The sequence below is a fragment of the Lentibacillus sp. L22 genome, from assembly GCF_040812445.1.
GTDB classification, from domain to species: Bacteria; Bacillota; Bacilli; order Bacillales; family Amphibacillaceae; genus Lentibacillus_C; species Lentibacillus_C daqui.
Window position 1 is genome coordinate 109,554 of the sequence record NZ_JBFNXI010000003.1, and the last position, 23,471, is coordinate 133,024.

24 protein-coding genes are annotated in these 23,471 nt (G+C 39.7%); 9 read left to right on the top strand and 15 right to left on the bottom strand.

Annotated features, from left to right (window positions below; all coding sequences use genetic code 11):
• Position 1: 1 nt before the first annotated feature.
• The 3 genes from ABRT01_RS02390 to ABRT01_RS02400 form a co-directional block, all read right to left on the bottom strand.
• Positions 2 to 241 (bottom strand): AbrB/MazE/SpoVT family DNA-binding domain-containing protein, encoded by a 240-nt coding sequence (locus tag ABRT01_RS02390; protein ID WP_269409717.1) that lies wholly within the window; start codon positions 239 to 241, stop codon positions 2 to 4.
• Between the two features lie 147 nt (positions 242 to 388).
• Complete coding sequence (locus tag ABRT01_RS02395) at positions 389 to 1,600, bottom strand: ABC transporter permease (protein ID WP_269409718.1); 1,212 nt, start codon at positions 1,598 to 1,600, stop codon at positions 389 to 391.
• Entirely contained in the window at positions 1,593 to 2,336 is a 744-nt protein-coding gene (locus tag ABRT01_RS02400; protein WP_269409719.1) for an ABC transporter ATP-binding protein, read from the bottom strand. The genes ABRT01_RS02395 and ABRT01_RS02400 overlap by 8 nt, the downstream gene beginning before the upstream one ends.
• 945 nt (positions 2,337 to 3,281) lie before the next feature.
• On the opposite strand from ABRT01_RS02400, the gene ABRT01_RS02405 reads away from it, so the two are divergent.
• Positions 3,282 to 3,710, top strand: coding sequence for an HIT family protein (locus tag ABRT01_RS02405; protein WP_269409720.1), 429 nt, complete (start codon positions 3,282 to 3,284; stop codon positions 3,708 to 3,710).
• A gap of 288 nt (positions 3,711 to 3,998) precedes the next feature.
• On the top strand, positions 3,999 to 4,367 hold the full coding sequence (locus ABRT01_RS02410; RefSeq protein WP_269409721.1) for a YtxH domain-containing protein: 369 nt from the start codon (positions 3,999 to 4,001) through the stop codon (positions 4,365 to 4,367).
• 53 nt (positions 4,368 to 4,420) lie between these two features.
• Here the strand turns inward: ABRT01_RS02410 and ABRT01_RS02415 are convergent, their stop codons facing one another.
• The 4 genes from ABRT01_RS02415 to ABRT01_RS02430 form a co-directional block, all read right to left on the bottom strand.
• Complete coding sequence (locus tag ABRT01_RS02415; protein ID WP_269409722.1) at positions 4,421 to 5,332, bottom strand: glycine betaine ABC transporter substrate-binding protein; 912 nt, start codon at positions 5,330 to 5,332, stop codon at positions 4,421 to 4,423.
• A gap of 95 nt (positions 5,333 to 5,427) precedes the next feature.
• Positions 5,428 to 6,327 carry a glycine betaine ABC transporter substrate-binding protein gene (locus ABRT01_RS02420; RefSeq protein WP_269409723.1) on the bottom strand — a complete coding sequence of 300 codons (900 nt, stop codon included), beginning with the start codon at positions 6,325 to 6,327 and terminating at the stop codon, positions 5,428 to 5,430.
• Positions 6,328 to 6,445: 118 nt separating this feature from the next.
• Positions 6,446 to 7,297: an ABC transporter permease gene (locus tag ABRT01_RS02425; protein WP_269409724.1), complete on the bottom strand. Its 852-nt coding sequence runs from the start codon at positions 7,295 to 7,297 to the stop codon at positions 6,446 to 6,448.
• Positions 7,290 to 8,486 carry a quaternary amine ABC transporter ATP-binding protein gene (locus tag ABRT01_RS02430; RefSeq protein WP_269409725.1) on the bottom strand — a complete coding sequence of 399 codons (1,197 nt, stop codon included), beginning with the start codon at positions 8,484 to 8,486 and terminating at the stop codon, positions 7,290 to 7,292. Before ABRT01_RS02430 ends, ABRT01_RS02425 begins: the two co-directional genes overlap by 8 nt.
• Positions 8,487 to 9,046: 560 nt before the next feature.
• On the opposite strand from ABRT01_RS02430, the gene ABRT01_RS02435 reads away from it, so the two are divergent.
• Complete coding sequence (locus tag ABRT01_RS02435; protein ID WP_269409726.1) at positions 9,047 to 9,523, top strand: GbsR/MarR family transcriptional regulator; 477 nt, start codon at positions 9,047 to 9,049, stop codon at positions 9,521 to 9,523.
• 80 nt (positions 9,524 to 9,603) lie between these two features.
• Here ABRT01_RS02435 and ABRT01_RS02440 read toward each other — a convergent pair whose 3' ends face one another.
• Positions 9,604 to 9,945, bottom strand: coding sequence for a DUF1878 family protein (locus ABRT01_RS02440; RefSeq protein WP_269409727.1), 342 nt, complete (start codon positions 9,943 to 9,945; stop codon positions 9,604 to 9,606).
• Positions 9,946 to 10,105: 160 nt separating this feature from the next.
• On the opposite strand from ABRT01_RS02440, the gene ABRT01_RS02445 reads away from it, so the two are divergent.
• The 3 genes from ABRT01_RS02445 to ABRT01_RS02455 all read left to right on the top strand — a co-directional run bounded on the left by ABRT01_RS02445 (position 10,106) and on the right by ABRT01_RS02455 (position 12,078).
• Positions 10,106 to 10,651, top strand: coding sequence for a DUF3267 domain-containing protein (locus tag ABRT01_RS02445; protein ID WP_367746226.1), 546 nt, complete (start codon positions 10,106 to 10,108; stop codon positions 10,649 to 10,651).
• A 207-nt stretch (positions 10,652 to 10,858) separates the two neighbouring features.
• Entirely contained in the window at positions 10,859 to 11,044 is a 186-nt protein-coding gene (locus ABRT01_RS02450; protein WP_269409729.1) for a hypothetical protein, read from the top strand.
• A 128-nt stretch (positions 11,045 to 11,172) separates the two neighbouring features.
• Positions 11,173 to 12,078: a peptidylprolyl isomerase gene (locus tag ABRT01_RS02455; RefSeq protein WP_269409730.1), complete on the top strand. Its 906-nt coding sequence runs from the start codon at positions 11,173 to 11,175 to the stop codon at positions 12,076 to 12,078.
• Between the two features lie 125 nt (positions 12,079 to 12,203).
• On the opposite strand, the gene ABRT01_RS02460 is transcribed toward ABRT01_RS02455, so the two are convergent.
• Entirely contained in the window at positions 12,204 to 12,401 is a 198-nt protein-coding gene (locus tag ABRT01_RS02460; protein ID WP_367746228.1) for a sporulation YhaL family protein, read from the bottom strand.
• Positions 12,402 to 12,551: 150 nt separating this feature from the next.
• Between ABRT01_RS02460 and ABRT01_RS02465 the strand changes: the two genes are divergently transcribed.
• Complete coding sequence (locus ABRT01_RS02465; protein WP_367746229.1) at positions 12,552 to 13,781, top strand: hydrolase; 1,230 nt, start codon at positions 12,552 to 12,554, stop codon at positions 13,779 to 13,781.
• Between the two features lie 121 nt (positions 13,782 to 13,902).
• Here the strand turns inward: ABRT01_RS02465 and ABRT01_RS02470 are convergent, their stop codons facing one another.
• From ABRT01_RS02470 to ABRT01_RS02490, 5 genes are all read right to left on the bottom strand, one after another.
• Complete coding sequence (locus tag ABRT01_RS02470; RefSeq protein ID WP_269409733.1) at positions 13,903 to 14,451, bottom strand: GbsR/MarR family transcriptional regulator; 549 nt, start codon at positions 14,449 to 14,451, stop codon at positions 13,903 to 13,905.
• Between the two features lie 50 nt (positions 14,452 to 14,501).
• Entirely contained in the window at positions 14,502 to 17,459 is a 2,958-nt protein-coding gene (locus ABRT01_RS02475; RefSeq protein ID WP_367746230.1) for an ATP-binding protein, read from the bottom strand.
• A complete protein-coding gene (locus ABRT01_RS02480; protein WP_367746232.1) occupies positions 17,456 to 18,703 on the bottom strand; it encodes a metallophosphoesterase family protein in 1,248 nt (415 codons plus the stop codon). Before ABRT01_RS02480 ends, ABRT01_RS02475 begins: the two co-directional genes overlap by 4 nt.
• A 453-nt stretch (positions 18,704 to 19,156) precedes the next feature.
• Positions 19,157 to 20,407, bottom strand: a complete 1,251-nt coding sequence (locus ABRT01_RS02485; protein WP_269409736.1) for an ABC transporter permease — start codon at positions 20,405 to 20,407, stop codon at positions 19,157 to 19,159.
• Complete coding sequence (locus ABRT01_RS02490) at positions 20,400 to 21,299, bottom strand: ABC transporter ATP-binding protein (protein ID WP_367746233.1); 900 nt, start codon at positions 21,297 to 21,299, stop codon at positions 20,400 to 20,402. Before ABRT01_RS02490 ends, ABRT01_RS02485 begins: the two co-directional genes overlap by 8 nt.
• A 186-nt stretch (positions 21,300 to 21,485) precedes the next feature.
• Here ABRT01_RS02490 and ABRT01_RS02495 point away from each other — a divergent pair, with 186 nt between their 5' ends.
• Complete coding sequence (locus ABRT01_RS02495; RefSeq protein ID WP_269409738.1) at positions 21,486 to 21,671, top strand: YhzD family protein; 186 nt, start codon at positions 21,486 to 21,488, stop codon at positions 21,669 to 21,671.
• A 364-nt stretch (positions 21,672 to 22,035) separates the two neighbouring features.
• On the opposite strand, the gene ABRT01_RS02500 is transcribed toward ABRT01_RS02495, so the two are convergent.
• Complete coding sequence (locus tag ABRT01_RS02500) at positions 22,036 to 22,395, bottom strand: YlbF/YmcA family competence regulator (RefSeq protein WP_269409739.1); 360 nt, start codon at positions 22,393 to 22,395, stop codon at positions 22,036 to 22,038.
• Positions 22,396 to 22,571: 176 nt separating this feature from the next.
• Between ABRT01_RS02500 and ABRT01_RS02505 the strand changes: the two genes are divergently transcribed.
• Positions 22,572 to 23,456: a PucR family transcriptional regulator gene (locus tag ABRT01_RS02505; RefSeq protein ID WP_367746234.1), complete on the top strand. Its 885-nt coding sequence runs from the start codon at positions 22,572 to 22,574 to the stop codon at positions 23,454 to 23,456.
• The last annotated feature ends 15 nt before the right edge of the window (positions 23,457 to 23,471 follow it).

A 23,471-nucleotide genomic window follows, 5' to 3' on the forward strand; every position in this document is an offset into this window, starting at 1 on the left:
CCTACTTCAATCTTTCCAGTAATTCATTGTGATCACGAAAGGTTTCCTGAAGCATTTTCAACATCTCCGGATCCACCTGGTCTTCCAATTTTTCTTTCTTACGCATAACAATCTCATCGTTTCTTATTTCAAATTCCATTTCATCACCACGATGAATATTTAATGTTTCTAAAATTTTTTTCGGGATGCCTACTCCCACGCTATTCCCGAATGGTACCACTTTTCTGGTTTCTTTATCCATGCTTAACACACTCATTCCTTTTTATTTCCAAGTATATTCATTTGAGGACAAAATATACGTATGTTAGTACATTTGTATTTACTTACATCATACCATAGTTTGTAAAAAGTTAAAACAAATAAGAGAGATTGCTTTCAACAATCCCTCTTACGCCAATTTTTTTCTCACATATCCGGTAATAAACAAATAATTGAACAAGGCACCGCCGATCAAAGTAATCACAGCACCCAAATAATCCCCGATCAACACAAACAACACAGCAAATATAATCGTTTGAATAAAGGTAAGCTTATATAACCATGTTAATACAGCATCTCTCCGCAATTGGATTGATACAGGGTAGATATCCAGCCAGATAACAGTGCGATGGTGTTGGTATAAAGTCATCATCTGGAAACTGCTTAAGTATAAAAACAATAACGCAAAAACAATTTTTACCCAGCCGTTCGGAATAAAATAAATCAGCAAGCCGCCGATGACAAGTAACCGGACAAACATCCCGAGATAATCTCCACTTCTGATGAAAGTAATCCGGTATAAATAGTCGAAAGTTGACTTTTGGCGAAACGGAACCCGATTGACAAGATTAACCAACCATTGCCGTTTCTTGACCCGATTTTTCAGGTGCGGTACATCGGTAAACATATTCGCAATCCGGTAAAAGAATTGCATGCGGTTCTGATCCTTTTCCAGCAACACATCCCAAACAAGACCAGCCTGTTTTTTTGAAATACTATAGTCATATAAAAACAAGATAATAAATACGACCGTTGCAATTGCTGCAAACAGGATATTTCCATGAACAAGTAAATAAAACACCGCACAATTGAGCAAGACCCTTAACAGTATATCCGTACGTCTGGTTGCCAGATCGCGTACTTTAAGCATCCACCAGTTGGCAAGCAAATTCCATACTTTAAAAATCAGCACAACCACAATCGTAATCAGATATTCACTGCCACTTCGCTCTGAAAAAGATGCAAAATAAAGTGGTCCAAATGCCGCTGCTGCGAGCAAAATCAAATAAAGCTGGATGACAAAACTATAAATTAAGGCATTCCGAAAATAAGCCCCAAGCTTATGTTCAGCGGCAATCAGGAAAACCAGGTCAGGTTCCTTTAATAACGTGCGGACAGGGCTGTAACTGACCAAAAGTCCAAAAACAATGCCAATGATCCAGTCGGTTGGGAAGTTTTCGGGCATACGGGTGAGCCATTGTTGATAATAGTAAGCAGCCGCTGCGATAAAAAACAGCATGGCAAACGCAATATGCCCATTAAAAATGTATTTTAGATAACGGCTTGTCTCCTTTAAATGCTGGGAAAACCGTTGTTTAAAAAATTGGTTGGCATCAAACATGGCTTTCTTCCTTTGTTAATTGAACATAGATATCATCGAGCGTTGCACCAGGCATTTGGAAATCACGCTGCAAGTCTTTTAATGTGCCAATAGCGCGAATGTTTCCATCGTGCAAAATAACAAACCGGTCACAATAGCGTTCTGCAGTTGCCAGAATGTGGGTGGACATCAACACGCCAGAACCGTTGTCTTTCATATGATTCATCAATTGTAAGTAAGACTGAATGCCAAGTGGATCCAAACCAACAAATGGCTCGTCCACAACATACAAGGATGGTTCGATTAGAAAGGCACACATGATCATGACCTTCTGCCGCATCCCTTTGGAAAAATGTACAGGGAACCATTTTAATTTTTTCTCCATCCGAAATTCCTTTAACAATGGATGAAGTCTTTTTTCAAACACATCTTCCGGCACATCATACGCCATCGCCGTTAAGCGCAAATGTTCATATAATGTTAACTCATCATATAAGATCGGCATTTCTGGAATATAAGCCATCTGACTACGGTAATTTTGCGGGTTTTCTGCAAAGGTTTTTCCGTTTACAGAAACCGTCCCTTTTTTTGCCTGCATTAGACCAATAATATGCTTAATCGTCGTACTTTTACCGGCTCCATTTAATCCAATTAAACCAACAATCTCATGGGGATACACATCAAACGAAATACCATGCAGTACATTTTTATGGGTATACCCACCGTGCAGGTTCTCTATATGTAACAATGGTTTCAAAAGACTTCCTCCTCGTTACTTACCTACTTGAAATTTTACCATTTATGCTCCCAGATGCCAAAGCAAAGTGTGCAAGGAAATTCGACATCACCGCAAATTCATTTTAAAAAATCGTCCCAAAAACTTTTAACTTATATGTATGAAACGAGCAAAACCGCACAAAATAGCTAGTGAAGAACGGGGTTGATTCACTAAACAAAATTTTTCGTGTCAAAACACAAATGAGGTGTTAGTGTTGGAAAAAGAGGCTAAACTGAATTTGTAAATTAACACAAAAATGAGGTGTTGGTGAAAGATAATCTAATGAAATAAAACCCTTCTGCCAGAATTCATCCCAAGGGATACCTTGAGATGCTGACAAAAAGGTTTTTGTAATGACGTTAATTGGCCAAATGGACATTAACAAAATTACCAAGTCCCCAACGTTAGATACAAACACCGTTCTTCAAGGACTGGTCCGGAATTCCGGGTCAGTCCTGTTTTTTCTAAAAGGGGATGTTCAAAAAGTCCGGTAAAAATGACACGTCGAATTTCGTCGTTGGCTTGCTTTTCCGCTCCTCATGTACCTTTTATGTACACTCCGGTGCTCAAAGCTACGCCGCCTAGAACTTCTCGGTCCTTTTTATCCTCCTTTTTGAACACTCACTAAAAGGGCTTTGTGGTCGATAGTTCCCAGGTTTGGGTCGATATTTACTTTATCTGGTTGATATTGCAAAACTTTTGGTTGATGTTAGCCTTTTCCGGTCGATGTTATGACTTTTTTGGTTGATATCCTCTATCTCCGGTTGACACTATAGTATATTTGGTTGATATTCCTTATTTCCAGTCGATGTTTAGGCTCAAACATCTTTTCAGTTGATACCATGTAAGACAAAGCAACAGAAAACTTTACATATTCAACCACTTCTATATACAATAAGAGAAAAGGATGAAGGAGTGGATACGATGCAACATGAGGATTGTATTTTTTGTAAAATTATTAATGGTGACATCCCATCAGCAAAAGTGTATGAAGATGACCAAGTATACGCATTCTTGGATATCAGCCAAATTACTAAAGGACACACACTTGTGATTCCAAAGACACACACGAAAAATATTTATGAAACCTCACCGGAAGTTGCCAGTGAATTGTTTGCCCGAATTCCCAAAATAGCCAATGCAATTAAAGAAGTGTACAAGCCAATTGGGATGAACTTGTTAAATAACAACGAGGCACCAGCAGAACAATCCGTTTTTCATTTACATATCCATATCATTCCGCGGTATGGAGAAGGTGACGGTTACCAGTTAGGCTGGTACACGCATGAAAATGACTATTCTTCTGATGACTTGCAGCAAATTGCCAAGGAGATTGGTACAGCGATTAAATAATTATCCTTAATATCCCGGTTATTGATAAAACCTCTGACATAATAATTTGTCGGAGGTTTTTGTACAAAAATCTTGCTCACTGCTGCCCATTTTCATATAATTTTTTTACCTTATCCTTATACTTTTACCTAAAAAACCTTTATAATAGAAGTGTGGAAGTTGTTTTGTACGTTCCGCTTTGCTTCATCATCTATACATCCGAAAAATTACATATTCCCTTAACGAAACACGTTTCATAACCGTGTTAAGAGGAAAACATATACTATGAGTTGAAAGGGGCGTTATGATATGTCTAAAAGCAGTTTATTATTGGGATTTGTTATTGGAGGCGTTGCAAGTGCCACAGCTACACTGCTAAGTGCGCCATCCTCCGGTAAGGAATTACGTTATCGGGCCAGACAACAAGGTGCTGAATGGAAACAAATGATTGCGGATCTCAAACGGGATGGATTACGACTGAAGGAGCAAATTACCAATACCTCCAAAGAAGGTGCTGCATTAATCAAGGATTTAACCCAGGAAATGAAGGTCTCAGTACAAGAATGGAAACAATCCGTTGAACCCCATCAGCAAAACATCAAACACTACTTGGAACAAATCGAATCCAGCTTAAAAGATCTTGAGGAGAAAATGAAGAACGAACAAGAGGAATATTGAACATACTAAAACGAAAGCGTACTGGATGTTTTCAGTGCGCTTTCGTTTTAGTATTATTTCGGCTCTAAATCCTCAATGGAGTCTATGTCCATATAATCTGGAACAACTAAGCCAATTTTAGCTCCCTTTAAATTTTCACCCAAATCTTCAAACTGCCCGTCATATTTATCATAAAAGTCTTTATGCGTCATTGGCATCCAAGCGGCCAACGTCGCATCACCGTCACCATTGGCTACCGATTTGAATACGACGGCGACATCAACCGGGGTAACGGTAACATCAAAGCCTTTTGACCTTAATACCTCTGCTACCACACCCGAGGAAGCGCGTTCAGAATCCCACGGGGTTGATACCAATTCAATTTCCTCACCGTCTACATCATCAACACCTTTTGTCCATTCGTCTACTTTATCCGGATTTTCTTCTACCCATTCTTTCGCTACATCGTCAATATCTGCTCCGGATTTGGTTGCCTCATACATAATGTCTTCCATATCTTCCACTTCCCATTGGAACTGATCAAGCAATTTATAGGCTTCCGGTTTATCTTCCTTTAGCCCTTTGCGTGCAAGCGTTTTAATTACTTCTGTTTCACCGTAAACCCCTTTCGGATCATCCAGGTATTTCATATCCGGATATTTAGCAAACATCCAATGGGGGTTCCAACCAGTTACCACAATTGGCTCTTCTTTATCAATCGCTTTCCCCAGTTCCTCCATCATGGCCGCTGTAGACGCCTCTTCCACATCCCAGCCTTTTAAATTGTCATATTCTTTCAAAGCCTTTTCTGTTGTTACGGTAATTCCTGCTCCGGGCTCAATACCAGTGATCGTATAATCTACTGCTTCACCTATATCTGTTTTCTCTCCATCACCGTTTGCTTTGTTTCCCGAACAACCGGCTGCAATCAATATAAATAGCACGGCAATCATCAAAACAACATATTTTTTAGTTAGATGATTCATATAAAGTTGAACTCCTCCTTATAATAGGAATGCTGATAAATAGTTTATCAGCATTCCTTCAAGCATTATTCACTTTTTACGAAGCAATTGGCTGATTATTCTACGCCTTCTGTCCACTCGTCTACCTTATCCTGATTATCTTCCACCCATTTTGCTGCAGCATCTTCCGGATCCTCTCCATTTTGGATATCTAACATAACACTTTCAATGTCATCTGTTTCCCACTGGAAGTTATCCAGAATTTTATAAGCATCAGGCATGTCATCTTTCAAGTCTTTACGAACCATCGTTCTAATTTCTTCTGCATCACCGAATGAGTTTTTCGGATCATCCAGATATTTCAGGTCATATTTCTGGAACATCCAGTGTGGAGACCAGCCAGTAATAACGATTGGATCCTTTTTCTTAATTGCTTTACCCAAGGCAGAAGCCATGGCACCACTGGAGGATGTTTCCACTTCCCAGCCATTCAGATTATCGTAATCGTCTACAGCTTGTTCAGCGTGTTGTACAACGCCGGCACCCGGTTCAATACCGGTGATGGTTTTATCCGCTTCGTCTTTCAAATCTTCAATCGAGTCTACATCCATATACTCTGGTACCGTCAAACCAATTTTTGCACCTTCAAGGTTCGTACCTAAGTCTTCTACATCATCTTTATGCTCTTCATATAAATCACCGTGTGTACCTGGCAACCATGCAGCAACCATACCGTCAGACTCTCCGGAAGCTACTGATTGCCACATGACAGCATTATCAAGTGGGGTTACCGTCACATCGAATCCTTCATCTTCCAATACTTTGGCAATCACGTTTGTGGAGGCAACCTCTGTATCCCATTCTACATATGAAAGTTCAATTTTTTTATCTCCTGACGAACCGCTATCTGAATCTTTATCTGATGAAGCATCATCATCTGAACCGCACCCTGCAGCAACTAATGATAATGATAGTCCGGCTGCTACGCCAAGACGTTTCCAGTTAAGTGTAAACATAACTATGAATCTCCCCTTTTTGTAGTTTTTAATATATGGAAATTCTCACTGCAAACGCTCAAAGGCGGTGAACCCCCTTTTGAACGTTTGTGCATAGTAAAAAGCTAACCAACCATGTTTATTTTTTGGCATTCATACTTTGTGTCAACCGGTCGATAATGATAGCCAGAATAACAATTCCCAATCCGGCAACAAAGCCTGTTCCGACCGTTGCACGTTGTAATGCCGATAGTACCTCTCGTCCAAGTCCCGGTGCACCAATCATGGATGCAATAACAACCATCGATAGTGCCAGCATGACTGTCTGGTTAATTCCTGCCATGATTGTTGTTTTGGCCATTGGCAGTTCAACCTTGAATAATTTTTGTGCACCGGTACTACCAAATGCCTCTGACGCTTCAACCAGTTCTTTGGAAACCTCACGAATGCCCAGGTTGGTGAAACGAACGGTAGGTGGTGTGGCAAAGATTAATGAGGCAAATACCCCTGGTACCATTCCGATTCCGAAAAAGGCAACGGCAGGGATTAAATATACAAACGCGGGCATGGTCTGCATAAAGTCCAATATCGGCTTGAGAATAGCCTCAGCAATTTTACTTTTTGCCATTAAAATACCAAATGGAACGCCAACAATGACTGACAATACACTAGATATCAAGACGAGTGTAAATGTGTCCATTAATTTGTCCCACATTCCCTGGTTATAAATTAGCCATAATCCAACAATCGAAAAAACAGCCAGCCCCCATTTTTTTCCGGAAACGAAAAAGGCAATCAACGCAATGATGATAATCACAATAAGCGCTGGTATTTGACTTAACAAATCGGAAGTTAATTCCATGAAGTCGCCAAATTGCTCTTTAATGGGGTCAAATAGAAATGCAAATACATCCGTTATCCAATCGGTAAAACTTTCAACCCATTCAGCTATAGGAATCTCTTTCACAAAATCTAATGCATCATCAAGCATTCAAATTCACCTCTCCTTCACCGGCCAATGCTGAGATTACCGTACCGCGAATAATAATTCCCAGTAGTTTACCATCTTCCACAACAGCAACCGGAATTGGAGCATCGTAAATGATATTAAAGATGTCGTTCATGGGTGTATCACTTTCAACCCGCGGTATGTCATTTTTAATAATTTCATTAATATCGCGAACATCATTTTTTCTGGCATCTGAAGCATCTTCTGCCGTGACATATCCTTTCAAATTGCGATGCCGATCGACAACAAAAATACTTGATAAACCTTCTTCACGCATGCGTTCCAAGGCTACCCGCGGACCATGCTTTTCGATGTTGATGGTTTCCGGACGCCGCATAATATGTTGTGCGGTTAACACTTTGGAGCGATCAATATCCTCGACAAATTTTTCCACATAATCGTTGGCTGGATGTACCAGAATTTCCTCTGGTGTACCAATCTGGACGATCGATCCATCCTTCATCAGGGCGATTCGATCACCAAGCCGCAATGCCTCATCCAAATCATGTGTGATGAATATAATGGTTTTCTGCATTTTAGCTTGTAAATCAATGAGTTCGTCCTGCATATCTTTACGGATTAATGGATCAAGTGCGGAAAATGCTTCGTCCATCAATAGCACTTCCGGGTCATTGGCAAGTGCCCGTGCAAGTCCAACACGCTGTTGCATACCGCCTGATAGCTGGCCGGGGGTTTGTTCTAAATAGTTCCCAAGACCAACAAGTTCCAACGCTTCCTTTGCCCGCTTTCTTCGTTCTTCTTTGGGTACCTTTTGGATTTCCAAACCATATTCTGCATTTTCCAGGATGGTTCGATAAGGAAATAAGGCAAATTGTTGAAATACCATACTTAGTTTTTCCCGGCGTACTTTGCGTAACGAACTTTTGTCCATGACTGCGAGATCCTCGCCATCAATATGCACGTTTCCTTTTGTTGGTTCAATTAGACGGTTAATTAATCGAACCAACGTTGATTTCCCACTACCGGATAAACCCATAATTACGAATGTTTCTCCGGGTTCAACAGAAAAAGAGGCACGGTTAACCCCTACTGTACAGCCAGTTTCCGCTAAAATTTCTGCTTTTGTCTTGCCTTCATTCAAAAGCTTCAGCGCCGCTTTTCGATTTTTTCCAAATATTTTGGTCAAATCTTTGACTTCAATAACCGGCATTCCCTTCACCTCTCTCTAACAATTTTTTATATACCGTATCAAAATTGATTAAGCCCAATTGTTACAAGGAACAGATCTAAAAAATAACTGATCCGCTTTCCCTTGTATCATTCATTAACATTCCAATGAAGCATGTCATTCGTCTTGCTACTTTTCTATCAGGTTACATCCATGCATAATTTATTAAACTAGAAAAATCGTTCAACTGATGATTGGGCAGCTGAACAGAAAAATAATAGTTCAATAATGTTTCATCAGAGATCATTCGGCTTTCAATCACTCTATTACTATACAATGTTTTAGTTTCACAGTTCAAACACTAAATACCACTGATTTCAAACATATTTTTCGTACAGTTTGAACTGTACATATTCTTAATCCAATATGCTTTTAATTACGCCAATTTCCGCTTGTTTTCTATGTAATGACCCATTTTCATTATTTCCCTTTTTGTTGTAACCTTTATATATCAGGGTTTGAGGGGTGGATTCAAAGAACTTAGGCAATAAGGCAAATTCAGTTATTGCTGATTTGGAACCATTCTCTTTTAGGAGGATATTATGGTTAATCAACAAAAGGAATGGATGATGCAAAAAATAATAAGTGAGTTTGCACCAACTATTGAAATGTTCAATTTATCTTCATCTGAGGCACGTTTATTTACTTTCTTATATTTGTATGGGGATCCAATGACACTGGATGAAATGAGTGAAGCATTGGGAAAGAGCAAGACTACGATGAGTACAAGCGTTAGAAGTTTGGTTGATGCAAATCTGGTAACGAGGGTATGGCGAAAAGGAGTTCGAAAAGATTTATATCAGGCAAACGCCCATTTATTTAAATCGTTTATGCACACATCCATCACAAAATGGATTGACGCAACCAGCAATCAAAGGGAATCACTGGAAGAATTGTTGACGAGCATGAAGGAAGAACAAAATAATCAGGGTGTTATATCCCTTCGTGGCCGATTACAGAATATTATTGCATTCCATCATCAAATCGAAGCCGCTTTTCAGAAAATGAAGAATAACTAACGAATCATACTGTTAATATGTTGGAATCGGGCCATTTCAATGCTGCTTATCTTACTTAATGAATCAACCATTATCCGAAGTCATGTACGATCATCTTCCAATATTTTAATAAATTCGTCCATTAAAGAAGGGTAATATCCTTCTTTTTTTAATGCAAAAATAGTTTCGGTTGGATCCAGTTTCACTGTTAACATGCCGGCAAAATGTACAAGCAATGCCGTAAAATTTAATAACCCTTCTTCTTTTTGTATTCCATATTGTTCATTTAAATTGGCAAGAAGATCAAGCAAATCCTTATATTCCTGGAAGGTAACCCGATGATCAATGATTAATTTACTAAAGGGATATTGCTTCATATCAATTAATTTCGCTAACAATTGCAAATGAAAATATATGGTATCATCATTTTGTAACTTGTCCAACTAAACCTACCCCCTATGTAATGCTACTTTTAGCCTACCGAAAATCCCGAAAAAAGGAAAGGAATATTTTTTTGTGAATACCTATTGCTTTTTGGCCAAAAACATACTATGATTCTCTTGAATTGAGGATAAACGAATGTGTCTGACAGGAGGGTCAAAAATGAATTGCTGGAAATCGTTTAATTTTAATAAGGAATTTGGTTTAACCCGTATTTACTCGCTTTCACTTTTGATCGGAATTGCGGCTTTTATTTGTTTGTATGTCCCACTATCCTTTATCCATGGAACTCCTGGCATAAACAAGAATGGTATGATTCTATTCGGTATTTTGTTTATTATCTTGCCTTTTGTACATTCGTTTATGCATATTTTACCATTAATCATAACGAATAAACGAACAAACATGAAGATTAAAATTAAAAAAATCATTCTGCCTGCATTAACGTATTTCCCAACGGCCCGTATATCCAAGCAGCTGTCGATATGGGTTGCCCTGGCACCAACTATTCTGATTACCGTACCAGGGATCATTGCCAGTTACGTGACAGATGATTATTATCTGCCTATCGTATTAATTACCGCCTTTCATATCGGTGTATCGTTTTCCGATTTTATATATATGATTCATTTGCACAAAGCACCAAAAAAATCGCTAATTGAAAATGAAAATGGGGCGTATGCAATACTGGTCAATGCCCAGGATTAAAGAAAAACAAGGCATTCATCCGAGAAAGCAGAAAAATGATACGAGACGAGGATCTGTTTAAACAGGTCCTCTTTTTTGTGTTAAATACTAATCGGCTCTGTTCATGAAGTCTATATTTTGATAAAGTAATACTTACAGGTGTCACATCATTTGATTATTAAATATATAACACACCATTTGCTTTTGTATTCAGGGGGGAATATACACATGGTAATCTTTTTTGTTGTTTACGCGCTTTTTATTCTGCTGATCTTTAATTCATTAACGAACCAATTCTGTTTAAAATTGGAAATGAACCGGCATAAACAATCCCGTGTGTTTCGCATGATTAATATTATGATCATTATTTTATTGGTTTCTTCGTATGTGAAGGTCACAAATGTGATAAGCTAACAACCTAATCTGCAAAGAAATATCTCTTTTTATCCTTGCACTATTTTTTTTTTGAATAAAAATGTGGTATATTTATCATTAGTTTCAAAATCAATTAGGAAACAATCAGATTAGGAGTGTTTAATTCGATGAAAAAACTAGTCATTGCTCTCACATTATCAGCTGGTGTCCTTGGACTGTCCGCATGTACAAACAATGATTCATCACAGACAGTTGTCAAAACTGATGCCGGCAATATAACTAAAGAAGATTTTTATGATCAATTAAAGGATCAGGCCGGTGATCAGGTTCTACAGCAAATGGTAACCGAGAAAGTATTAAACGACAAATACGATGTTTCCGATAAAGCAGTGGATAAAGAAGTGAAGAAAGCCAAAGACCAAATGGGCGATCAATTTGAGATGGCCTTGCAACAACAGGGAATTAAAGATGAAGACGAGTTCCGTCACATGGTTCGCCTCAGTATGTTACAAGAGCAGGCTCTTTCCGAGGATATCGATATTCCGGAAAAAGAAATCAAACAACATTACGATCGCATGAAAGAACAAATCAAGGCATCACACATTCTTGTTGACGATAAAAAAACTGCGGAAAAGGTCGAAAAAGAATTGGATAACGGCGGTGATTTCGCCAAGTTGGCCAAGAAGTATTCCACAGACAAAGCTTCTGCCGAAAAGGGTGGTGACTTGGGTTACTTCTCAGTCGGAAAAATGGATCCCGCATTTGAAGACGCGGCCTACAGCATGAAAAAAGGTGAAATCAGTGATCCAGTTAAATCCCAATTTGGTTACCACATCATTAAAGTAACCGGCAAGAAAAAATCCGATCAGGACGTTGGCAAATATGAAGATGTAAAGGATGACATTCGTCGCGAGATCATAAACCAAAAAGTGGATCCACAAAAAGCACAGCAAAAAATTGATAAACTTATGAAAGATGCTGATATCAAAGTGGAAGACAAACAATTTAAGGGATTGTTTAACTCAGACGATGATAACGCCAAGGATCAAAAAGAAGATAAAGATAAAAAATAACCTGGACAAGCTCAGCTGATCCACATTCTGAGCATATAAAAAAATGGAGTCAAGTTCTTATAACTTGCCTCCATTTTTTTATAAGTTAAGAAAGGCATCAACCTCATGACTGTATTTAGCTTATGCTAGGAAAGCCCCGTCTTGTGCTGGTTTTCCCTCTTTTGTCGTTCTTCACGCATTCGCTCAAGATACACATTCCCTTGCTGTTCAATAAATTGCTGATCCAACTTCTTTTCCGCACGCATGGCTCGAAATGACATATATCCGCTCAAGAAAATAAACAGGATCAACATAAATACCCACCAAGGTACCCCGACAATCATGTCCTCGTCCCCCTTGTCAATCATCATCTATTTCATATATATGTACAAGCACATCACTTTATTCTCGAATCACAAGGTTGTTATACGTTACAATAGAGTGGATTGTTTGATTGAACACATACATGAAACTTGTAATTGGAGTGAAACAAGATGCCGGATCAAGCATACTTTTATGAATTTATCCCGATTAAATATGACATTTCCGCTGAAGAACGCAAAGAAATTCTTACCCGGTTTCCCCCACCAGCCTTGCCAGACAGTGAGGAATACTTTGGTCTACAACATGAAGTCCAGGGAAACCATGTACAAACCCGTGTGCTTTTGAATGATTTTCAGGTACAGCTTACCAAAACGAATAAACAGTTTTTAAAAATACGATTTAGTAATAATGCCGGAATGATTCAGGCAAAAATGTGGGATAACCAAGGCGAGGTAGACAAATACCAGCCGCTACTGGAAAAATATGCAGTGTTTGATATCGAGGGGATCGTTGACGAATTTCGCGGTCATAAATCCGTAACGATTAATCAGCTGACACCGTGTGATGAAGCGATTAATCCCTTCTCATTGTTGGCTTATACCAGACAAAACATGGATGACTTAACGGTTGAACTATTTACGTATCTTCGGGAATTACAACCGCCATTTATGGATATTTCATTCGCTGCAATGGACCGCTTTTGGGATCAATTCCGGATTCGGCCGGCTGCAAAAGGATACCATCACAATTATTTAGGCGGGTTATTAAAACATACGGTTGGCCTGATGCGCTTTGCCAGGTATATCCTAAAACTAGAGAGTGATCCTTTCAAAGCGGTAATGAAGCTGATCAATGTTGTCGAAAAGGCATACAAGAAGGAACTTTGGACGCAGTTTCAAACAAACGAGCCTATACAACAACAGTTTGTCTGGAAAGATACGATTGACCATCTGTACCATATGTTGCAAGGAATGATGGGGTATAAAGAGGCCACACCAAACTATGATACTATCTTAACTAGTATTCTCTTTCATGACATTGGTAAACTATTGGAATATGATCATGCCGGGAAAACATTTGATACGTTCACGTTTCTGTTTCCAACCGCTGACATTTCAGAAACTGAAAACCGTAAGCAGGCGGGAATCACCATGGATGCTTTAGGTGCCAGGGTTGGGCATATTCCGTATGGGGTACTCATGCTTGCCAGAATTATTGAAACGGAGAGAATAAGTCTTTCATTAACGGAAATTCACGAAATGTCTCACTGTATCCTATGCCATCATGGACTGCCGGAATGGGGTTCATGCATTCGATCACCACAATCCATTGAAGGGTATATTATTCATATTGTCGATTTCCTTGATAGCAGGTATGAAAATACAGAAATGATCAAGTAAGGGAGCATAGTCCGAACCTTGTAAAAAGGTACGAAAGGCATCCAATTTAAGTTTGGCAACAGCTACCGCCAGTAAATCCCAAGGCGGTAGCAGTTTTGTCTGCCTGCTCAACTGATGCTGCTTATTTATTCTTTGGAATATATTTAAAGATTTCCCCTGACTCCACGACCTGGATAAATTTCATGAGCCATTTATAATAATTTTGTGCATAGCGTAAACGTTCAATATCGTTATTAATCGCTTCTTTTAATGTCTCATCGTTTGTTTGTCCGGCAATATAGGTCAACTCCTCAATTGTTTCCTCTGCTTCTTCAATATTTGTTTCGGTATGTTGACGCCAGCGATTGCCAAACAGTGAGGTAAACGACTTGTACCAATCATCTTCGGTCCGATACAGATCTTTGCGGACACCGCGTCTAAACGTGGATTCCACCATCTTCATTTCCGATAATGCCCGAACCCCTGTTGACATGCTTGTCTTGCTCATCTTCAGTGCTTCACGCATATCGTCCAATGTTAATGGATTATCCGAGAAATACATGACGCCATATAACCGGCCAACAGATGAAGTGATACCATACAAATTCATATTCTTTGCAATAACCTGGATGAATTTTTCAATTGTTTCCTCGTATTTTTCCCATTCCTTTGATTTCTGATCCTCTGACAATGGAATTCCCTCCACCTATTCGTGATTATCTGGAAATAGTTTATCATTATTTATGAAGAAATGCGAACAGTATTTTCTATATGAACAACTTTTCCGTTACGAACCGTATTTTTGACATCGTTCTTGCAAGTAAACAAGATAATTTGCTGTTTTTCGGCAATGGTTTCTAAAATGGTTAGCATGTTTTCCGTTCGCAAAGCATCAAAATGGACAAACGCATCGTCAATCACAAACGGCAAACCATGTTGCTCACTCATCACCTCACTAATGGCGATCCGCAAAGACACATACAACTGGTCGGTTGTCCCTTTGGATAATTCATTCACAGAATAACGTATTTGATCAGTCGACATCACCTGAATAAACTGGTTCCCTTGTGAGACTGCAACGCTCGTATACTTATGATTCGTTAATTTGGCGAAATAGGCACTTGTTTTGTCCATCACCGCCTGCAAATATTTATCCCGATAAATGCGTTTCGTTTCGATTAACAGTTCTTTGGCCGTTTTTAATACAGCCCATTTCTTGGCGAACTCCTCCAATTGTTCCCGCTCCATCTCAAACCGGTGCAGCAACTGTGAGTACTGTTGTGATGTTTCCAGTCTGTTAATTTCCGCGTTTTGTTCGGCCAATGCCTGCCGCTTTGTATCCAGGGTTGTTTCCATAGACTTGATCGTGGAAAGATGATGCTCCTGCTCCTGTTTCAATTCTTGTTCTTGTAGTGAGGCCTTACAAACTTTTTTCCACTCGTCTTGTGAAAAAAAGGAAGAAAGCTGATCATTTACCACAGCAAGTTTGGTGCGAAAATCATTAATTGCCTCCCATGTTTTCGCCTTTTGAAAGAATTCCTCCTCTGTTTCTACCACGGCTGCCTTATATAATGTTTGTTGCTCTTTTTGGTAAACACGCATCCGCTGCTTGACCGTCTCCAGTTGCGATACATTATCCTGAATCAGACGGTCCAAGTGTTCCTTACGTTCGTTTGTTTGCTGGTGATCCTTGACAAGCTTCTCCAATCGTTTCATGTTTTCATCAACTGATTTGCTAGTCGATTCCCCATCGCTTCCTTGAAAAAACGTCTGCATATTCTTCGCAAATTGGTCCATTTCTTGCTCTATCGTTGCTTGTTTTTCGGCGATTTGTTTGATTTCTCTATATACGCTCAGCGCACTTCGCAATGCATGATAAAGCGGTGTCCAATATGCTAAATCTACTTCCCGCAAAAATGGATAGATCGCATATTGCTGCTCGATTTGCTGCTGTAAACGTTCCTGTTTCACCTCCAACGTGTTCTTGCGTTCGGCTAACGTTAACCATTGCACATTGGCTGTTTTAAGCTGATCCTTAATAGCAGAAAGTTCTGCTTCATGACGCTCATTTTTTGCCAATAAATCCTTTGCCTCCATCCATGCTTGTTCGGTGACATACAGTGGCGCCTGTTCCTCATGTTCAAACAATTGCTCCATATCCCTCAGCGATCGTTTCATCCATCCCCAGCATCCGATCCCGATAACTAGTATCACGACAATGGTGATCCATACATTGGTTCTATCAAACACCCACAATCCACCAAGACAGATCAAGGCTGCGAAGAAACTTCCAATCAATACCTGTTTTGCCGACTTTTCCTTTTTCTGTTTCAATTGCTGCCATTGTTTTGAACCTGTTTGATGTTGATTTTCGGATTGCAACTGTTGTTGATAGGTTTGTACCGTCTGTCTTAACTCCTCGACACGTGAACCGGATAAAACCTGCGTCTGTAATGTTTCTTGATGCTCGAGTAGATCCTGTTGCTGACGTTTGGCTATCCGTTCTTCCTGTTCAAATTGTTCCCATTCCAGTGCGATTTGATTACTATTTTGCACAAGTTTATTCCAAGTATCTTCTGTATGAAAGGATAAAGACAGCATCGCTAAATCATCAGTCGTGATTCCAATGTTTAATTGATCCAATGATGCTGTTAGTTGTGCTTCTTTTTGCTGTTTCTTCTCCAGAAGTTTCTGTTGATCGCGTTCTTTTTCCAAATAATTCGTTGCTTGTTTCAACAGTTCACACGCTTGTTCATAAACCGCATCACTAACTTGATCGGCCATTAATTGTTTTTTATTGGCACGGTATGTTTCCAAGTTATCCATTATAACGGCGTGTTCACTTTGTATTGGCAAAAGCGCATCCTTTATCTGTTGAAACCGATTTACTCCATCTTCCGGAAAAGAAATCGATGTTGGCAGTGCTTCTAATTGTTTCTTATAAAAGCGATATTGCTGGATGAGTGGTAATGCCTGCATTTGTTTATCACAGAAAGAAAGCAACTGTTTTTCCTGTTGTAAATTTTGTTTTAACTGATTGATCTCGGTTTCCAATTGATCAATCATGTCCTTTCGTTCGCGATAACTTGCCTCCTCCTGATCCGCCTGCTGTAATGATGTCCGCAATTCGTTTAACAAGGCCAGCTGTTCATTGATCACCGGCTTTTTTCCATACGGTTTAAACAACGCTGCCATTTGTGCATCTAGTTGCTTTTCTACCTTCTGAATGTTTTTTGCCCCAGTCATTCCGATACTCAATAACACATCACCAAGGTCCTCTTCCTTCATTTCCCGAAGCCCCGCCAAATCATTAGCAGAAAACGAAAAAATCGCCTGATAGGTCTGGAGGGTCATACCATTTAGTCGTTTATAAAGCCATGCTTCATCCTTGAATTGCCCATCACTCGTATAACATACAGCTGCTCCGTTCCTCTTGGCATCATAGCGTTCAACTGTATACTCCCCTATTTCCGGATCATATAAAGTTAATCGTCCCCCCATTTTTGCCCCTGTTTTCGGGTGGAACAGCTCTCGTTTCTTTGGGGACAAACCAAATAACATAAACAAAATAAATTGATAGAGCGTTGATTTGCCCGATTCATTTTCCCCGTACAAGCATGTCAGGTTAGCCGATGAAAAATCAATTGTTTCATCATACCATTTGCCAAATCCGTCAATTGTTGCCTGTACGATTCTCACGATGGGTCGCCTCCCTGATTTAACAGTTCCTGAAGAAGATATTGCTGCGCTTTTTGCTTAATTAATTCTTCCTCATCATTTGCTAGATGAGGTAAGTATTTTCGTGCCTGTCGATGCTGATATAATTCACTGATAAACGGCTTAATGGATGTATTCTCCGCATGTCTGACAAGTTCACCGAAAAAGTGCTCCCCTTGAGCGAGCATTTCCTCTGATGGCTTGACGACCTGTTCTAGTTGATGCTGATAAATGTATACCCAATTCACCTGCTGAAGGAAAGACTCATTGACCAGTTCTAAACAATCACTAATGATTCCATCTGTTTCCCATTTCTGGTGTTCCTGTGATGAACTTGTTAGCACAAGCGAAATGAGTTGCCGCCCTTTATTGCGTTTGTCTGTTACTGTGTTTTCGATAACAGATGTCAACTGCTCAGCTTGCTTACAAGAGCTGATATCAAGTGTTACGGTATGAAACTGAATCGACTGTAATGGAATAAATGATGACTGGATACCAGTTTGCGTCAATTCCGTATAGTAACACCCTTTTTCCCCTGCCTCTTTCCGGTGACGGCCTTGGGTATTGCCTGGATAAATGATTGGCGGGTTCTCCGCAAGTGTTTCCCGTTGATGAATATGTCCCAATGCCCAATAATCAAACGGCTGTTGTTTTAGATCGGCCAAAGCAAACGGGGCATACGTGTCATGCTCCGTGTTACGATGTAAACTGCCGTGTAACATCGCAATATGAAACGGAACGTCGTTATGATGAATCACGAATTCTTGCGCTTTATTTGTAAGTACTGCCTGATTTTCATAACTAAACCCGTAAATTGCAGCAAGCTTTTCCCCATCCTTTTCGTAAATAAACGAGCGTACCGTTTCATCCGGAAAAATAAACACATTATCCGGGTAGGTAATCGGATAGCGGTTCCCGTTGATATAGTCATGATTCCCGTATGATATAAAAACCGAAATATGATGATGATTCAGTTTCACAAATAAATCTCTTAGTTTAATTTGCGCCTTCAGACTTGGCCGCTCATTATCAAATAAATCACCAACAAGCAAAATAAGATCAACCTGCTTATCAATTGCAGTTTCCACGAGCCGGTTCAGCGCCATAAATGTACTTTCTTGAATTTCTTTAAAAATAGCTTCCGGAACACGGGCTAACCCCTTAAATGGGGTATCCAAATGCAGGTCAGCCGCATGCAAAAAAGAAATTTGCTTCTGTTCGGGCAACGTCACCACCACCTTTACCCTTATCTTACCAAAGGCTATTGTAGCATGCACGTTCGAAAATATGACAAATTAATGTTGGCCTTAACCAAAATCTATGGTTGACAGATTAGATGTAATTTTGATACAGGCGACCGCTACGGAAAAACACTACGCTTTCCGTGGGCTTGTCCTCAGCCTCCTTGCCCTGGCAAAGGGTATGCCGATGTTGGCCGCAAAGGCCGTTTTTAGTCGGCCTTCCTTAACACCGCACTTTTTCTGCGGGGTCTTCACACTGCGCATTCCCACAGGAGTCTCCGTGTTTTTCCTCCGCTAGCTAGTTTATCATCACCATTTCTATTCATTATTTTCAACCATAGATTTTGGTGCTGTCATTAATTTTTTGGGTTGATATTTCTACAGATTTGGCCGCATATTAAAAGACCACACCCAGGTGGCCTTTATTTCTATAATCATCTATTCTTTTTTCGACAATTTTAATGCCTTTTTCAAATCTTTTAACGAGCCGGCATTGCCATACATCAGTACACCGCCCTTATAAATCCTGGCGCCAATGATTGCAAACAGCACAATCGTCGCTACTAAGATACCGATCGACAAAGCAACCTGCCAAATCGGAACATCGACCATGCCGACCCTGAGAAACATCAACATCGGACTGAAAAATGGAATATACGAACTGATTTTTACAAAACTGGATTCTGGAACACCTAACCCAAACATGGCAATCATAAAAGCAGCGATAACCAGAAACATCATGGGCATCATTAGCTGCTGGACATCTTCTATTCTGCTAACCAATGATCCTAACATAGCTGCCAGTGTTGCATAAAGCAAATAACCAAGGATAAAAAAGACAACCGCGTAAACAAACAGGGAAAGGGACGCACCCCCAATACCAAAGTACGTAAAAATTTCACTGGTCATGTCATCCTGTTTAGCGGAAACCATCAGATAACCCGCTCCAATAATCACAACAATTTGCGTGATCCCGACCAAAGCAATACCAAAAATCTTTGCAAACATCTGTGTGACCGGTGACACGCTGGAGATCAATATTTCCATTACCCGTGAAGACTTTTCCGTGGCGACATCCTGGGCAATCATTTGTCCGTAAATCAACACCGTCATATATAATAAAAATAGCATGACATAAACAATACCTCGTGCTTGATTAAGCTCCTCATCGGTTTTTGCACTTTTATCCAAGGAAACCGTATGAAAGTCTACCGGTGCATAAATGTCAGCCAATGTTCCCTGATCAATTCCTGCCTGTTGCGTTGCCATGGAGATTTTCAACTGCTGTAATTGCTGTTCCATCGTCATTTGTCGCTCAGAATCAGTGATCGTATTGGCGAAATACGTTGCTTCAGGTAATTTATTTTCATTCATAGACAAGACAACTAAAGCCTGATAATCCTCATCTGTAACGGCCTGTTTCCCTTCTTCCTCCGTACCATCAAAAGCAACCAGTTGGAAATCATCATCTGCACTTTTTACACTTTTCTGAAATGGCTTAAATAGTTCCCCAGATTCATCAATCACCGCGACTTTGTTATCCTCATCACCTGAAAACAAATTAATAATCGTTTGGATATTGGCAATGGCAAAAATGATTACTAACGAAATAAGCGTCGTAATCAAGAACGATTTAGCCTTAACCCTTGTCAAAAATGTATGTGACAAAATAATCCAAAATTTATTCATAGGCGTCACCTACCTTCTCAATAAAAATATCATTCAATGATGGCTCTTCTAATTCAAACCTGCGAACAAAACCCTTACCCTGCAATTCCTGAAAAATCTCCTGTGATACTGCTTCATTTTCAATCTGCAAACTGCAACCTTCTGTTAATGACTTGTATTGGACAACCCCATGATGATCCCGCAAAAATTCCAATGATGCATCCGCATGGATTAATAGATTTTTCTTGCCAAATGATCGTTTAATATCTCGCAGGCGTCCCTCAACAACCTGGTGTCCTTTATGCAAAATACACAAATGCTCGCAAAGTTCTTCCACATGTTCCATCCGATGTGATGAAAATACGATGGAAGTCCCTTGCTCCTTTAGTTCAACAACCGCTTCTTTCAACATTTCTACATTGACCGGATCCAGTCCGGAAAATGGTTCATCCAGAATCAACAATTTCGGCTGATGAATCACGGCGGAGATAAATTGAATTTTTTGCTGGTTCCCCTTGGATAATTCCTCTACCTTTTTATCCAGATATTCCGGTACCTTTAATCGATCAAGCCATCCTGTTAGTTCGGTCAAAGCATCATGTTTGCTCATCCCCCGCAATTTTGCCCAATAAATAATTTGCTCACGAACCTTTAGCTTGGGATACAGCCCCCGTTCCTCTGGTAAATAACCGATTAAATGGCTTTTGTTATAACCGATTGAGTCTCCATTCCAAGTGATTGATCCTTGTGTTACATCCAACAATCCAAGGATCATCCGGAATGTGGTTGTTTTTCCTGCGCCATTCCCACCAAGAAACCCGTACATCTCTTTTTCCGGAATTTCCAGTGATAAATGATCAACAGCTGTGTGCTTGTCAAACCGTTTGGTCACATTTTGTAACGATAATGTCATCAGACCCTCTCCTCTCTCCCGTTTATGTTACGTTATTAATTAGCTAATGGTTTCATTTATTTTTAATGCTTCCTGCTGGCATAGTAATCCCATTTTACCATGCTTTTTGGCTTTGATTGCAGGATTTTTTACGGGTGGTGTCGAATAGTATGAAATTAGGAAGAAATATTTCGGGAGGTAAAATAAATGCGGACATACGTATTAACTGTTTTTGAAAAGAATGGAAATAAATTACTTGATGAGTCATTTTCGGCGGAGAATGATACTGAAGCTAAAAAAGTGGGTCAAGCACGGCTGGAAGACGAGGGCTATACTGAATATACCCACCGCTGCGTCTCACCAGAAGCAAAGCTGCTATTGTTTCACCGATGAGAAAAGGGACGTTTTCCTGCTCGGGGACAGGGAGAGGTTAATGAAACATCCAGACGATATGTACAGTTCAATTCATTTTTCCGCACACTCGATCGATTTTGTACCCGCAAGATCAACTTTCCGTCCGGTTCGATCAACTTTTATGGGCACTTGATCAACTTTTCGCCTAGTTCGATCAACTTTCACGCTTTATTGATCAACTTTGTTCCCGACCTGATCAATTTTTGCCTAACTGACGGACATGCACTTTTTCAAAGGACTCAAGCAGGTACAACAGCCCGTTTATGAATTTCAAAGACCTTCATACGATCGTACCGAACATAAAAAGACCCGGAAAAACTCCGGGTCCCATTTATGTATACTTTTACTGTTGCTGCTCTTCCGGATTACCGTAAAGTTCTTCCAATGGCTTAGTAATAATCCGGCTCACATCATTGATTACCAAATTTAACCGCTGTTCTTGTTCCATTAGTTTGGAAATGGCATCATGCTGTTGAACAAGCTCTACAATATTACGGGCCTTCTCCACTTCCTCCTCGGAAATATCTTCACCCTTCATTTGCTTTTCCTGTAATTCCATTTGGGTATCACGGAAATTATCAAACATTTGCTTTGCTGATGGGTCGTTCATCACTAGCTCATAGGCATCTTTCAAGTGATTGAATTCTTCACTTTCCCGTATGGCTTTTTCCAAATCATATGCACGATCGTAAATGTTTGGCACGATCATTCCTCCTCAATTTTCAGCTAAAACAACTATAACAGAGGAGCGACCTCATGTATACCATTTTAAAAAATTGATCAAGCCAAATATCGGCGGAATCATGCTATAATGAATGTAATGTTATCCATCAAAACGAGCACAATTGTAATCGAATCATATTAAAAAGGATTTTGCACATGATCACAACACTACAAGCCATATTTCCATCATGTATTTTTATGAAAGATGCCAAACACATCACAAAAACGGACTATCAATGGTTCATAACTGAAAACAATGAACTGATCGGTATCAAAAAGGATGAATTAACGGATAAAGATCACACATTATTGTCCGCTTTTTTAACACCTTATCATGTAGAACTGCCATCGATGACCGATGACGAACGATGGTGGACACAGCTGGTGCAACATGGAGAAATTCCCATCAACCGTCCTATAGACAAATATCGGTTTGTCTTTTTTTCCTTCCCCATCAATCAGCTGGAGCCTGACGCATTTAAAGAAGCAATTCGGGATATTTTTACAACCAGGATCTCTATTCTATGGGAGAACAACCATACAGGAATAATTGTGGAAGAAACTGACGAAAGCCTTTCCTATGAGCAAATTGTCGATGTACTAATAAGCGATTTATATGTCAATATTAAATTTTACGTTGGACCGTACCTGTATGATATAAAAAAGGCAAAACCATATTATCAGCAGCTGTTACACGATGCGCCAACCGTCTTTCACTACTCGACAGATAAGGTGGTGTCCTATATCACGGCGATTCCGTATTTGCTTATTGACCAAGCAAATGATACTTTCCTTCACTATGTTCCCGAGATTGTTTTCCATGACGTATTAGCTGATAAAGAGCTGCTGGAAACAGTCGAAACATTCATTCAGCATAATTTGAACATCTCGGTAACAGCAAAAGAATTGTATATGCACCGGAACAGTCTCCAATACCGAATTGATAAATTTATTGAAAAAACCGGGATTGATATCAGGCAGTTTCAAGCAGCTATGACCGTACAATTCGCCTTACTAATAAAAAAGCAGCTGGATTTGTAAACGTGCACAAAATAA